At 52.2% G+C, this 14,148-nt stretch carries 13 protein-coding genes; 10 read left to right on the top strand and 3 right to left on the bottom strand.

Annotated elements, in window-relative coordinates; genetic code table 11:
- Positions 1-382: 382 nt before the first annotated feature.
- Together NYE29_RS03035 and NYE29_RS03030 are read right to left on the bottom strand one after the other, a co-directional pair.
- Positions 383-1,189 carry a Cof-type HAD-IIB family hydrolase gene (locus tag NYE29_RS03035; RefSeq protein ID WP_038587139.1) on the bottom strand — a complete coding sequence of 269 codons (807 nt, stop codon included), beginning with the start codon at positions 1,187-1,189 and terminating at the stop codon, positions 383-385.
- Between the two features lie 91 nt (positions 1,190-1,280).
- The gene (locus NYE29_RS03030) at positions 1,281-2,204 is read right to left on the bottom strand and encodes a DMT family transporter (protein WP_076114626.1); all 924 of its coding nucleotides are present in this window, start codon (positions 2,202-2,204) and stop codon (positions 1,281-1,283) included.
- Positions 2,205-2,445: 241 nt separating this feature from the next.
- On the opposite strand from NYE29_RS03030, the gene NYE29_RS03025 reads away from it, so the two are divergent.
- From NYE29_RS03025 to NYE29_RS03010, 4 genes are all read left to right on the top strand, one after another.
- The gene (locus tag NYE29_RS03025; RefSeq protein WP_340894310.1) at positions 2,446-3,159 is read left to right on the top strand and encodes a metal-dependent hydrolase; all 714 of its coding nucleotides are present in this window, start codon (positions 2,446-2,448) and stop codon (positions 3,157-3,159) included.
- Positions 3,160-3,319: 160 nt separating this feature from the next.
- Positions 3,320-3,895: a TetR/AcrR family transcriptional regulator gene (locus tag NYE29_RS03020; RefSeq protein ID WP_340894308.1), complete on the top strand. Its 576-nt coding sequence runs from the start codon at positions 3,320-3,322 to the stop codon at positions 3,893-3,895.
- Between the two features lie 21 nt (positions 3,896-3,916).
- A complete protein-coding gene (locus NYE29_RS03015; RefSeq protein WP_340894306.1) occupies positions 3,917-4,864 on the top strand; it encodes an ABC transporter ATP-binding protein in 948 nt (315 codons plus the stop codon).
- Positions 4,861-6,003, top strand: a complete 1,143-nt coding sequence (locus NYE29_RS03010; protein WP_340894304.1) for an ABC transporter permease — start codon at positions 4,861-4,863, stop codon at positions 6,001-6,003. The genes NYE29_RS03015 and NYE29_RS03010 overlap by 4 nt, the downstream gene beginning before the upstream one ends.
- Positions 6,004-6,205: 202 nt before the next feature.
- On the opposite strand, the gene NYE29_RS03005 is transcribed toward NYE29_RS03010, so the two are convergent.
- Positions 6,206-7,207 (bottom strand): lipoate--protein ligase, encoded by a 1,002-nt coding sequence (locus tag NYE29_RS03005; RefSeq protein ID WP_038587155.1) that lies wholly within the window; start codon positions 7,205-7,207, stop codon positions 6,206-6,208.
- A 224-nt stretch (positions 7,208-7,431) separates the two neighbouring features.
- Here NYE29_RS03005 and cobD point away from each other — a divergent pair, with 224 nt between their 5' ends.
- The 6 genes from cobD (at position 7,432) to NYE29_RS02975 (ending at position 14,140) form a co-directional block, all read left to right on the top strand.
- The gene (cobD, locus tag NYE29_RS03000) at positions 7,432-8,526 is read left to right on the top strand and encodes a threonine-phosphate decarboxylase CobD (RefSeq protein ID WP_340899593.1); all 1,095 of its coding nucleotides are present in this window, start codon (positions 7,432-7,434) and stop codon (positions 8,524-8,526) included.
- A gap of 924 nt (positions 8,527-9,450) precedes the next feature.
- Positions 9,451-10,407, top strand: a complete 957-nt coding sequence (locus NYE29_RS02995) for an adenosylcobinamide amidohydrolase (RefSeq protein WP_340894302.1) — start codon at positions 9,451-9,453, stop codon at positions 10,405-10,407.
- Between the two features lie 37 nt (positions 10,408-10,444).
- Positions 10,445-11,404 (top strand): adenosylcobinamide-phosphate synthase CbiB, encoded by a 960-nt coding sequence (gene cbiB / locus NYE29_RS02990; RefSeq protein ID WP_340894301.1) that lies wholly within the window; start codon positions 10,445-10,447, stop codon positions 11,402-11,404.
- A 25-nt stretch (positions 11,405-11,429) separates the two neighbouring features.
- Positions 11,430-11,618 (top strand): hypothetical protein, encoded by a 189-nt coding sequence (locus tag NYE29_RS02985; protein WP_340894298.1) that lies wholly within the window; start codon positions 11,430-11,432, stop codon positions 11,616-11,618.
- A 59-nt stretch (positions 11,619-11,677) separates the two neighbouring features.
- Positions 11,678-12,400, top strand: a complete 723-nt coding sequence (locus tag NYE29_RS02980; protein WP_340894296.1) for a histidine phosphatase family protein — start codon at positions 11,678-11,680, stop codon at positions 12,398-12,400.
- A gap of 285 nt (positions 12,401-12,685) precedes the next feature.
- Entirely contained in the window at positions 12,686-14,140 is a 1,455-nt protein-coding gene (locus tag NYE29_RS02975) for an aminotransferase-like domain-containing protein (protein ID WP_340894294.1), read from the top strand.
- The last annotated feature ends 8 nt before the right edge of the window (positions 14,141-14,148 follow it).

Here is a 14,148-nt window from a genome sequence, read left to right as displayed (position 1 = left end):
GTATTATTAGTTAGTTGAGTAATCAGCAGTCAGGTAATGAGCGGTTCATCGTACAGACTGAGTGATCTGTTTAATCGCAATTGCGGTTAACTGTATTTCATACAACTATATCTTTACTCTTCGGTAGCAATTGGGGAATAGTTGCACTTTGTACATTTAAATAGGCGGATTCCGGCTAAAATGCAGGTCTTCGTTTTTTTTAATTGCACGGAATACAACTATTTCTCAAAATCAATCGTTTTTGCCCCAAATAGTTGCAGCAAATACATTTAAGCAGGGGGTTACTTATGCGATCTTCAATCGCACACTTCAAAATCCCGGTTCCCGCCGAATCATCCGCATTCCCTATCATTACAGCACACTACCTAAGGTTTACCTCAGCTTAAGCTTCTACGTTATTCAGAATAAATTTATCAATAGCGAACTTCACACCGTCTTCGTTATTGCTGAGTGTAATGAAATCAGCGATCTCCTTCAGCGCAGGAATGGAATTGGCCATAGCGACGCCGAGTCCGGCAGCTTCCAGCATTTCGTGGTCGTTCCAGGAATCTCCCACAGCAATGGTTTCGGACAGCTCGCAGCCGAAGTGGGCCGCAAGGAACTCAAGCGCCAGGCCTTTGGTGCCTTCATGATGCATGATTTCCAGGAAATGCGGCTTCGACTTCGTGATGTGGACGGAATCGCCCAGCAGCTCACGCAGAATTGGCGACAGTTCGTCCAGGAATGCGGGATCGTCGATGATGAGCATTTTTGGCGTTTTTTGTGGAACGAGCTTTTCCCAATCCGGCTCAATATAGTATTGAGTTCCGTTCAGCGCGGAGTAATCAATCAGCTTCTGGTTCTCTTCGCGGGCATACAGCTTGTCGTCAATATAAGTCTGCAGGTGCAGGTCATGCTCCACACAGTAGGTGAACAGCTTGCGTACGGCATCCTGCGGGACATAACGTTCGTACAGTACTTTTTCATCCATCAGGTTCTTCACCAATGCGCCTTGATAGGTGATGATTGGCACATTCAGTCCCGTTTGACGGGCGATGGCTTGTGCTGAAGCATAAGCTCGACCGGTAGCCAAAGTTACGACAACGCCTGCGGCAACGGCCTGTTCCAGTGCGGTCTGTGTTGCGGGAGTTACTTCTTTCTCATCATTGATCAGGGTGTCGTCAATATCGATAGCAATCAATTTGTACATGTGTGTGGTTCTCTCCTTAGTTTTATCTATTTGTATTTGTATTTCCGGCTTGTGGCGGTGGTTTGTACTGCTGTTCAGTCCTGCTTCAGGCTCAGTTTCTATCCTGCTGCAGAACTCCGTTCCTGGCCGGTTCAGGGCTGAGCTCCGCCATTAGCATGGCCGCAAGGATGCAGAGGCAGCCGAAACCAGCGGAGATGCCTAGTGTCTCACCGCCGAAGGCAAGGCCGGTCAAGACGGCGAATACCGGCTCCGTAGCGTAAATGATGGCTACCCGTGACGGGGTGGTGTACTTTTGGCAGGCGGTCTGAATCCAGAAGGCAAACGCGCTCGTCGGGCCAATGGATATCAGCAGCGCCCACAGCACATCCGGTTTCAGGATCAGCGCTCCGCTGTGAGCCAGCGGTGCGGTTCCGTCCACAAGGAGCGAAGCCACAATGCTGAACAGTCCGACAAAAGCGAGCTGCAGCGTCGCCAGCGGCAGCGCCGGATAACGCGGAGCATACACGCCAGTATAGGCAACCTGCAGCGCAAAGGCGACAGCACAGAGCAGAATCAGGCCGTCGCCTTTATTCAGGGAGAATGCCGAGCCGGTAAAGGTCAGCAGATAAAGTCCCGCCACCGCCAGGATTGCACTAAACCAGGTATAACGGGATATAGCGTGTTTCAGCAGCGCCAAGGACAGGAAGGGGACAAGCACCACCGACAGACCGGTAATGAATCCGGTGTTGGAAGTGGTCGTGTACAGCAGGCCCATCGTCTGAAAGCCATAGCCCATAAACAAAAAAAGGCCGAGCAGCAGGGAGTGGCCCACCATGCGCCAGCTTAGCTTTTTCCATTCATGGCGGTAAAAAACAGCGGTAATCAGCGCCAGCAGCAGAGCGGCACCCGTAAACCGGATACTGTTAAAAGCGAGAGGCGGCAGCACTCTGACGGCATGCTGTACAATCAGAAACGTTGAGCCCCACATCATCGCTACCAGCAGCAGACTGAGATCGGCGATTCGGGAGCGGGTCACAGTGGTCATCCTTTCCTGGATTATAAGAAGGGTTAGATAGAGTTCAGTTGCTGTATCAAGTTGTCCAAATTGTATCCTAAAACAGGGGGAAGGACAAGCCGAAACTGCGCAAAAGGCCAGCTGGTATAAGGAGTGAAGCTCAATCATTCAGGCCAGGCTGGACAAAAAATCCAGACCTTGGTATACTTCGATAACCGCACACTTGTTCTTATTTCGACAACTTAGAAAGGAGCGGTTCTCTATGATGGGCAAATCCCATTTAGTAATCAGCACCGGGGTTACCCTCTCTGTTATGAATCTGCTCGGCTATGAAATCACGATTCCGGCGATCGCCGTGGCGGCGGTCAGCGCACTTCTCCCCGATATTGATGAGCCGAATTCATTGCTGGTGCGCAAGGCGATTCCCGAATTCCTGCTGCGCATCCTGCAGGTGGCTCTGATCGGAGCAGCGGTGTATCTCTATTTTGCTGAGGTTGCAGCTCCGCCCTGGAATATCGCCCTGGCGCTGCTGGTGGGCAGCGTGTCCTTCCTGCCGGGCAGGAGGCTCCGGCATCTCGTCATGCTGCTGATTGCGCTGGCACTGTTCGCGTTCGCGGACGATTACGACCCGTGGAACTACATTGCCGCCTGCGTGCTGGTCGTGTCCTCCGTGGTCCCGCACCGCGGGCTGACACATACACTCTACGCCGTGGCCGGGTGGGGAGCGCTGCTCTATTTTGCTTCCCTGGAAATGAATGACGGCGGCAGCCTGTGGATTGCCGGCGGCCTGTCCTATGCGCTGCATCTGCTGGCGGATTCGTTGACTCAGCGCGGAATTACCCCGCTGCCTCCGATCCCCTTCAAGCTTCGGCTTAAGCTGATGAGCACCGGCACGAAGAAGGGCAATGCAGTAGAGAATCTCTGTATTGTGTTTACGCTTATACTGGTCATTTATGCATTTGTACTCACCCCTTGAGACGGGCGAAGCCCCTCCTGGGGCACTGAAGGCTTTCCGCTGCAAGCAGCGGGGAGCCTTTTTTCTCGTCCTTCTTGAGCAAGGTGTTAATTAATTCACAGATATCACCAATAGTCCTTGTTATATTGAACATACCGACGGTCGGAATGGAGAACGGAATATGACAAAAAAACAGTTAAAGGAACATAGAGTGGAGTCTCTGCTCATGGCAGCCGTAGAAGAGTTTCTTGAAAAGGGCTATGATGGCGCATCTGTAGATGCTATAGCCAAGCGGGCCGGTGTCAGCAAAGGCGGCTTTTATCATCATTTTCCCAATAAGGAAGTCCTCCTGATGGAGGCGAATCAGAAGCTTTCGGAGCCAATCATGGAAATGGCAGAAAAGGCTTACTCGAATAGCAGTGTTATGGATGGATTAAGACAATATATTAAAGAATATCTGAACTATTGGGCAAGCAGGCCAAGAGAATTGAGCTTTTTTTTCTTATCGATGTCAAAGGCTTTGCAAGCTCCGGCCCTTATGGAGTATTACAGAGAATATGTAAATCAAAGTACCGCGTTCCTTATAGGGATGTTTCAAAAAGCAATGGAATCCGGAGAGGCTGATCTGAGGGACCCTGAAGCCTATGGGATCTCCTTGATGGGGGCACTCGATGGGGTTGTTTCTTATGCGATGATTCATCCTGAGGAGGATATTGAGCTTCTGGTTGAACGGTTTGAACAGGTCTGGCTGAAATAAACGAAAGGAGTAATCCAATGTATGGAGCATGAGAACTTTCTTTCTGTAGAAGGATTAAGCAAAACATATGGTGAACTGCCCGCAGTAGACAATGTAAGCTTTTCGGTTCGCAAGGGAGAGGTATTCGGGTTGCTTGGACCCAATGGTGCCGGTAAGACGACTACCATAAGAATGCTGTGCGGTCTTCTCAAAGTGGATTCAGGCCGTATTACTGTAAATGGAATCTCCATGTCCTCCGGCTATGAGCGTGTAAAAGGGATGATAGGGCTGTGTCCGCAGGAAATTGTCATCTGGGAGCTGCTTACCTGCCTTGAACAATTGAAATTTGCCGGTATGGCCTACGGGCTAAGTTCCAGAGCAGCCGGTAATAAGGCAGAAAGCCTGCTGCAATCGCTTGGACTTTGGGAGAAAAGAAATAAGCTTGCCAAGACGCTGTCAGGCGGAATGCAAAGAAGACTCAATATCGCGCTGGCACTTGTCCATGACCCGAAGCTGATTATTTTGGATGAACCTCAGGCAGGGCTTGATCCCCAGAGCAGAATACTCGTACGTGACTTCATCAGACAGCTGGCACAAGAAAAAACGGTGATCCTCACTACACATGACATGGATGAAGCCGATAGACTTTCAGACAGGGTGGCCATCATGGACCATGGGAAGGTGCTTTTGATAGACACTCCTGAGAAGCTCAAGGCAAAATCCGGGGAGGGAGAACTTCTGCAGATACGGGTAAATGGGGTAAGCGCAGATTTGGCCCATCAAGTCCTGAAGTCAATGCCGGATGAATGTACAGAGCGAACCTATTCGGATGGATTATTTTTGCTGGGGGCGGGTGGAGTTCTTGAGCTTATTCCGAAGGTGAACCAGAGATTGCAAGCTTTTAACATACATATAGAGGATATGACGATCCGGAAGCGGACGCTTGAGGATGCATTTATTGCTCTGACTGGAAGGGGGCTGCGGGAATGAGACTGGCGGCTTCGGTTACCAAATCCTTTAAGGAAAACATAAGGGATTGGAAAGTTCTCGCGATGGTTTTGATGTTCTCTCCGTTCTTTTTAGTACTGATGAACCTTTTTTACGGGGGAGGGCCTACCACCTATCATTTAGGCGTTCTGAATTTGGATTCAGGCCACGCGTCCATCGAATTAATCAGCAATCTGGAGAATATGAAGGGGCAGGGCAACTCGCAACTATTTAATGTAACCGGTTTCGGTGGCGAGGAGCCATTAAGGGCAAAGATTAAGGAAAAGGCCGTAGATATAGGAATCGTGATCCCTGAAGATTATTCTGACAAATCAGCCGGCAAGGCTGCCGGGAACAATGCAGACCCTGCTCAAATAAACTTTTATGGAAGTATGGGGAATATGCGATATCCGGTTGCGGCGGTATGGGTGGCAGATGCTGTAAGCAAACAGGGGATGGATGCAGCGAAAATAATATTGCCCGCAAGTATAAATGAAACTTTTCTGGAGAAAAAACAGCCGTTGAACGAATTTGAAGGTTATGTTCCGGGTTTAATCTCTTTGGCTGTTTTAATGATCCTGTTTACAGCCACAGCTTCCATTGTAAAGGAAAATGATAAGAAGACACTTATAAGGTTGAAGCTCAGCCGTCTTGGAGCCTTCAATTTCCTTGCCGGTATATGTATTACGCAAGCCATCGTAGCAGCAGGGGCCATTGTTCTGTCCTACTGGACGGCGCTTGGGTTAGGCTACAGACCGGCAGGAGGATTTGGCGCCATCCTTGTCGTTGGGATCCTGTCGAGCTTCTCCATGGTTGCTATAAGCTTAGTGGTAGCAAGCTTCCTGAATACTGTTTTTGATGTTTTAACTGTCGGCTGTTTTCCTTTCTTTATTCTAATGTTTTTTTCAGGGAGCATGTTCCCCCTGCCGAAGATGAGTATATTTACAATTCACGGGCATTCCTTTGGGATCACAGATTTATTGCCGCTTACGCATACCGCCAATGCTTTTAATCACATTTTGAACGATGGAGCAGGCTTACATGAGGTATGGTTTGATTTCATAATGATTGCGCTGCTCACCGTAATATATTTTGTAACAGGACTTTTGCTGTACCAGAAGCGCAAGCTTTCCAAAGCATAGCTGAATGTGAAGAGAGGAAGGAACGGCGCTGGAAACCGCTGTTTCATTAAAAAACCAGCCAGACTCCGGTTAATGGAGCTTGGCTGGTTCTTGTTCAAATATAAGAATTTATATGTTTCACACGATAACTTATCCTTCTATTTCTCGCTGAAACGGTACCGTCCTTAAAAAGGACGGCAAAGCCGTTTCCACTTGCGAAAAGCTATTCTTCCAGGAAAATAAGCCCGATAAAGTCCTCCGGCTCAATGCGGCCGAAATAATGCTTCAGATCGAGCCCGGACAGAGCGTCTCTGACCTCAGCTTGCTCATAACGTTTGCCGCGCAGCGCGTTCTCTACGTCTGCCACATCGCCGACGCCGAAGAAGTCACCATAAATTTTGATCTCTTGAATAATGGAGTCTTCAATATCCATGCGGATATCGACAAGTCCTGCCGGGAATTTGCGGGTATGCTTCACATTGCTCTTCGGCGACAAGCCATAGTTCCAATCCCAGTTCTGGTAATGCTCCTTGGAAATTTCATTGATCCGTACCCAGTCGTCCATGGTCAGCTTGTACTGTGGAACCTCGGAAGGCTCCATGCCAAAGATGGAACGCAGCAGGCCTTCGCGGAATTCCTCAATCGTCATTTCAGTGCCGAGCAGCTCCTTAATGTTGGCTACACGGCTGCGCACGGATTTGGTGCTCTTGGATTTGAATTTCTCCGGATTGACATTGAGCGAAGCCTGCACATCATCCAAATTGAGGTTGAACATCAAGGTTCCATGGCTGAACATCCGTCCGCGTGTGGAGAATTGGGCATTTCCGGAGATTTTTTGCTCGCCGACCTGAAGGTCATTGCGCCCGCTAAGCTCGGCATTTACACCCATGGACTGCAGATAGTCGATGACCGGCTGGGTGAATTTGAGAAAGTTATGAAACGACTGCCCGTCGTCTTTGGTAATGAAGCTGAAGTTGAGATTGCCGAGGTCATGATAGACAGCCCCGCCGCCGGACAACCGCCGCACGACCTGGATGTTGTTGTCTTTTACATACTCCTGGTTGATCTCTTCAATCGTATTCTGGTGTTTGCCGATGATGATGGACGGACTGTTGATATAAAAGAGCAGATAGCTTTCGTCCATCGGCAGGTTTTTAAGCGCAAACTCTTCAATCGCCAGATTAATCGATGCGTCTGTGATTCCTGTGTTATCGATAAAAAGCATAGTGTATTCCTCCGCTTAGGCATGATTAACTACTGCATTTATTCTAAACTAAAAGCTTGCATTTCACAAAATAGAAAACATTCTTCATATAAGCAGCCGTGTGTGCTGAAGTGCCCAACTGCGCATTCACTGATGCCGGGGCATTGACGTACTCTTGGCAAAGGGGCAATAATTGGGTCAATGAAGAACATACCCGCGAGGAAGATCAGAGGGAGTGCAGAACTATGCTTGAAAAATATGGCCACGGCGGTGATTTGCTGACAGCAGCGGAACTCTATGGGGTAGGGGACGGCCTGTTTCTTGATTTCAGCGCCAATATTAACCCGCTGGGCCCGCCGCCCGGCGTGCTTGAACTGCTGCGTGATTCCAGGCAAGCCGTCACGGCTTATCCCGATCCCGGACACCGCAGATTAAAGTCGCTGCTGGCGGAGAGTCTTGGAGTGGACAGCAGCTGGATTACGGTGGGCAACGGGGCAGCAGAGTCAATGGCGCTGCTACTGCTGGCTGCAGCACCGCGCAAGGTAGGGATCATTGAGCCTTGCTTCTCCGAGTACCGCCAGCTTGCCGAGCAATTCGGTGCGGAGGTCTTGTCCGTTCAGGGAACGAAGGAGCAGGATTACCGGGCCGGTGTGCAGAGCATCGCCGGACTGCTGGAGCAGGTCGATCTGCTGTTCCTCGGCCAGCCGAACAATCCGAACGGCGTCCAGTATTCGCTGGACGACCTCCGGCTGCTGGCACGCAAGGCGGAGCGCTGCGGGGCCATTCTTGCGGTCGATGAAGCGTTCATCGACTTCATTCCCGGGGAGCGGCGGCAATCTTTGCTGCCGGAGCTGGCGGAGTACCGTCAGTCGGTGCTGATCCGCTCGATGACGAAGTTCTATGCCATCCCGGGGCTGCGCCTGGGATTCACGGTCGCGCATCCCGAGCTTGCGGCGGCAATGACCGCCAAGCAGGTGACGTGGAGCGTGAACGGCCTGGCGCTGCTGGCCGGGGAAGCTTGCCTGCGTAGCGGGCAAGCCTATGAAGCACGCACCCGCGAGTTAATCGCGGGGGAGCGGGAGGTGCTGCGGCAGGGTCTGCTGCACCTCGGCTGCGCTGTGCCGCCGGGCGAGGCCAACTTCCTGCTCGCCGGCTTGCCTGCGCCATGGACCGCGCAGGAAATGCAGGCCAGGCTGGGCCGCAGTGGCATCCTGGTGCGCAGCTGCGCCATGTATGCCGGCCTGGGGCCCGGCCATATCCGCGTCGCGGTCCGGGGGCGCGAGGACAATTCCCGGCTGCTCCGGCAGATGGCGGAGATTATGCAGGGGGAATTTTTATGATTGGCTGAGCTGCATCTTAGACAGATATATGCAGGAGGCATAAGCTGCGAACATTAACAATCTACAGAGAATAGCAGAGGGGGCAGTCATAGCGATCCGAGCTGCAACTATTTGCAATGTGCTTGCGGATCTACTGGTTGTAGAAGCTAATATGAGTGTGATGAGATTAAGGAATAGATGTATTTTCTGCAACTATCAGGTGCGGCTGCAGGGTAGTTTGAGAGTTACTTGTATTTTGTGCAATTAAGAGTAGCTGAAATGGACATTTCTGCTGAAACCGGGCTTTTTAGATGTACGGAGTGCAACTAAATCAAATTTCCTCCTGAAATGAGTGCTTTTAGTTGTACAGAATGCAGTTATCCCTATAGCTGAGGATGAGAAGAAGCAGGTTAGAGGGGAAGAAGTAGGTTAGCTGAGAAGAGGCAGGTTAGAAGAGAAGAAGTAGGTTAGAAGAGAAGAAGTAGGTTAGCTGAGAAGAGGTAGGTTAGAGGGGAAGAAGTAAGTTAGCTGAGAAGAGGCAGGTTAGCTAAGAAGAAGCAGGTAAAAGGAGAAGTAGTATGTTAGTTGAGAAGAAGTAGGTTAGCTGAGAAGAGGCAGGTTAGAGGAGAAAAGGTTTGTTTGAGAGGCAAGGTTATTTTTATAAAAGTCATAGTCATAGTGATCTGGCTGTCCTTCAATACTTAGCAAGAATCCAACGTCGATGAGAGTTTTATGTTATTCACTCCTTGTGTGGCAATGTTTAGGGAGATCGGTTGGATGGCACGCTTCTTCTTGCCCGCTTTTTGAGTACAATTACAGTAGGAGTTACGGAGCCGCAGTAAGCTGTGAACAAGGAGCTGAAGTGTAAACGAGGTTGAAACTGCAAACAAGGCTGATGCTGTACATAGAGTTTGGAAAAGAACTGTGAGGGGAGACGGATAGAAGATGGATGAAGTGAAAATCCCTTTTAATCTTACCGGCGGGGAAACTGTGTACCTGAGCAGGGTATGGCCGGGGCTTGTGCTGGAATGGAAGGAAGGACATCTGCTGCTGGAGTTCCCGGCTGAGGCGGATGGGATTTCGAGTGCGGTGTACGGCGGGGGAATGGGGCGTCTACAGCGGGCCGTCAACCAATTTGTCAGCCGTGATTACGAGTGCAGCGATCCTGTGCGGGATATGGAGCTTAAATTGCACGAATGGGGCTACCCGCAAGAAGGCTGTGCGGGCCTTATGACTGCTGTGCCGCTGGAGCACGCAGCTGTGATAGAAGAAGATACCGGCTCGGCAGGCATCTTTTGCTGTGTGACGGCCGCTTCGGGCAATGCCGCGCGTGCCGGGGTGGAGCGTCCCATGCTGGCGGCTTACCGCCCCGGCACGATCAATATTATGGTCGGCATTGACGGGCGGCTGACTCCGGCGGCGATGGTCAATGCTGTAATGACGGCAGCCGAAGCCAAAGCTGCCGCCCTGGCCGATCTCGGCGTCACCGATCCCGAGAACGGCCTGATTGCAACCGGCACAACCACGGATGCGATTGTGCTTGCCGTGAGCCAAAGCGTGCGCTACGGTGCGGAGCATGTCTACGCAGGAACAGCGACTGATCTTGGCGGCGCCATTGGCCGGCTAGTGTATGCCGCTGTTACAGGCAGCTTGCAGTCGGTGAAATCCGTGCAGCCGGCGCAATCTGCGCAGCCAGCCAAGGTGGAACAATTGGCTGAACCAGTAATATCGGCTCAAACAGATCAAGTTGTGCAGCACGATTCCAAGGCGCAAGCCATCCAAAGCGCCTCCATGGCTCAAGCTGTGCCACCTGCTCCACTGGCTCAAACTGTGTCATCCGCTCGACTGACCCAAGCTGTGCCATCTGCTCTACAGGAGCAGGCTAGGAAGGGCGGGCAATGAGCAGCCAATTCCTGATAACCCGGCGGGGTGAGCGCCCGTGAGTCTTGCCTTAATATTGCTGGCAGCCTATGTGCTGGACCTGATCGTAGGCGATCCAAGGAGTTTTCCCCATCCCGTAGTGTATATGGGGAAGGCGATTTCTGCGATCGAGCGGCTGATCCGCCGCTTTGTCTCGCAGCCGCGGAGTCTGAAGCGGGCCGGGGTCCTGCTGCCGCTGCTGGTGGCGGGCGGAGCCTGGGGGCTGACAGCACTCCTTGTCGGACTCCTATCCTGGGTATCTCCTTGGCTCGGCTGGGCAGCCGGGGCTTGGCTGCTCTCCACAACGGTTGCCGCCAAAGGATTGAAGGAGGCAGGGCTTGCCGTATACGTCGAGCTGCGCAAGGGTGATCATCCCGCAGCGCGCAGGGCGCTGGGGATGATCGTCGGCCGCGATACGGCTGGGCTGGACAGCCCGGAGATTGTCCGCGGCACTGTGGAAACCGTAGCGGAGAATATCGTCGATGCGATTATTTCCCCTCTGTTCTTCGCCCTGCTGGGCGGTGCACCGCTGGCTATGGCTTACCGTGCAGTGAACACGCTGGATTCCATGGTCGGCTACAAGAACGACAAATACCGCGACCTCGGCTGGGCATCCGCCCGGCTCGATGATGTGGTCAATTACATACCGGCGCGAATCACTGCGCTGTTGTTAACCTTATGCGCCTGGCTGCTGCGGCTGGATTGGCGGGGCTGCTGGCGCACCGTACTGCGCGATGCCCGCCTTCATCCCAGTCCGAACAGCGGCTACCCGGAGTCGGCAGTTGCCGGAGCACTGGGCATTCGGCTGGGAGGCGAAAATGTCTATCACGGCATCACTTCGTTCCGGGCTTACATGGGGGACCCGCTGCGTGCTATGGAACCGGAGGATATTATTGTGACCTCCCGGCTGATGCTGCTCTCTTCGGCAATATTCGTCTGCTTCTGCGCAGCATTGGCATGGATTTGGATCGGAGGCTAAGCGGCGAGCATGACAGATCTAACACATGGACAAAGACATGGACAAGAGCATGAGCATGAGCATGTGCGCGAACAAAGGCAAGAGCAAGAACAAAGGCAAGAGCAAGAACAAAGGCAAGAGCAAGAACAAAGGCAAGGGCAAGAACAAAGGCAAGAGCAAGAGCAAAAGCAAGAACAACAGCAAAGGCAAAAGCACGGAAAAGAGTCAAAACTAAAACAAGTGCTAGAGCAGGAGATAAGGAAAGAGCCAAGGCCGAGGGATGAGAAAGCACTGGTGCTGGCTCCAAAACTGGATCAAGTACTGCCCAAAGTACTGCCCAAAGTACTCAAGCTCCAGTTAGTTCTTCTCCGCCATGGCCATACACAGTGGAATAAGGAATGCCGTTATCTGGGGAGTACAGATCTTCCTCTGCTGCCCGGAGCACAGGAGGAGTTGACTGCGCTCAGGGAGCAGCCTGAACTGCGCGGAGATTTCTGGCGGGTATATTGCAGCGATTTGCGCAGATGCCGGGAGACATTGGCTTGCATCGCACCAGGTCTTGAGGCGTCGGCCCTTTATGATTCCCGTTTGCGTGAGATGAGCTTCGGCGCGTGGGAGGGCTGTACTTATGAGCAGCTGCAGAATAATCTCGATTATCGAAGCTGGATTGATGATCCTGCCGAAGTCACGCCGCCTGACGGGGAATCCTGGCAGGCGTTCGAAGCGCGGCTGAACTCGTTTTTAAAGGAACTAAGGCAGGCAGCCGAAGCAAGCGGGGATGAGGCTGAATTAAGCCTGCTCCCTGAAGACAGTGCCGTCCAAACTGCCGCTCCGGACCACCACCCTAGTGAAGAGCCGCTGCATTTGCGTGTGCTGCTGGTGACCCACGGCGGTGTAATCCGCCAGCTGCTGGCACGGGCTTTGGAGGACGTGACTTTCCGTACTGCCGCCGCTCCGCCGCCTGGAACGGCGGCAGTACTTACACTGGTACGGAGCGGAGGCAAGTGGCAGTGGTAATCCTTTTTCAATAGACCGTTCAGCCTAAGACAAGTGTAAGCACTAGAAGGAATCCCATAATGCAGGCGTTGATTAGTCCGTGTGCCGTGTATACAGCTGGGAAGCTGTGGGTCTGCAGAGACTCGGTGCCCAGAAAAGTACCCACATTATGTAATTAAAAAGCTATATCACCGCGGGACGCATGGGTTATCCCGTCATAGAACCACACCGGAAGAAAATCCCGGGGTTGTGGTTCTTTTTTTACGCTGGCGACTGTGCCATGATAGCTATGGGGGCGATTGAAGCATGTTTAAGGATTTCAAGCTCATTGCCGGACGTCCGGTATATATTCAGGTGAAGGATTATTTGAAGCATCTCATTCTAAAAGGCGCCCTCCAAGGCGGCCAGAAGCTTCCGTCGACACGCGAGCTAAGCACACTGCTGAAAGTCAGCCGCAATTCGATTATTTCCGCCTATGCGGGGCTTACGGATGACGGCTTTGCGTATACGGTGCAGGGTCAAGGAAGTTATGTTTCGCTTGCTGCCTCTACTGAGAGTGCAGCGGCCCCCTCCTGGACCGTGGACTGGAAAGAGCGGATGAACAGCCGCGCGCTGCTGGCGGAGGAACTGGATATAATGAAGCGCGGAATCCGCGCGGAGAAGGGCACGATTTCTTTTACCAGTATTGCGCCCGATGAGAGCCTGTTTGATCTGGATAATGTAAAGCGGGCCTTTCTGGACCGCATGTCCGTAGAGGGCAACGTTCTGCTGAACTATGGCTATGCCAAGGGGTATAAGCCTTTAATAGACTATTTGCGGCAATATATGGAGCATAAGGGCGTGGATATGCGCGGCAAGGATATGCTGATTACGAATGGTTTTACGGAAGGCTTCGATTTGGTGCTGTCCGCACTTGGCCAGAAGCACGGGCATGTGCTCTGCGAGAATCCGACCCATCATACGGCGATCAAAAATATGCGGCTGAATGGATTTGATATCACTGGAGTAACCATGGAGCGGGACGGCATCTACCTCGGTGAACTGAAACGGGCGCTGGAGGAGCGGGAGTATGACTGCGCGTATTTTGTGCCTTCCTATCACAATCCCACCGGCATCGTCATGTCCCCCGAAAAAAGACAAGGGCTGATGAAGCTGATGGCGGAGTACAAGGTGCCGGTCATCGAGGACGGCTTCAACGAAGAGCTGCGCTATTCGGGCTCACATGTAGCCCCGTTAATCGCGGCCGCGGGCGGCGGGAACAGCGTCGTCTATCTTGGAAGCTTCTCCAAGGTGTTGTTTCCCGGACTGCGTGTAGGCTGGGTGCTGGCTGATCAGGAGCTGATCTACTATCTGGAAAGTGTCAAAAGAGCCCGCAGTATTCATACTTCAACGCTGGATCAATCCATTCTGTATCAATATCTGCTCGGCGGCCATCTGGAAAAATACCTCAAACGAGCGCGAACGGAATATAAACGGAAATACGAGCTGACGCTGGAATGCTGCAAGGAGTATTTGCCGTATGTTGGGCTAAGCGGAGACGGCGGACTGCATCTTTTTGTAACATTTCCCGAAGGCTTTAGTACAAGAGAGCTGTTGGATGCCTGCCGTGAGCGGGGGGTTATTTTTACAGCGGGGGATATCTTCTTCACGAATGGAACAGGACAAAATACGCTGCGCCTGGGCTTCTCCAGGGTGGCTGACGGGGATATCCGTAGGGGAATTGAGATTATCGGCAGGGCAGCGCGGCAACTACTGGGATGAAAAGGGGT

It is taken from the genome of Paenibacillus sp. FSL M7-1046 (genome assembly GCF_038007405.1).
Lineage (GTDB): Bacteria > Bacillota > Bacilli > Paenibacillales > Paenibacillaceae > Paenibacillus_AQ.
Note: the sequence above shows the minus strand (reverse complement) of the source record. Positions and strands in the feature narration are given on the sequence as shown.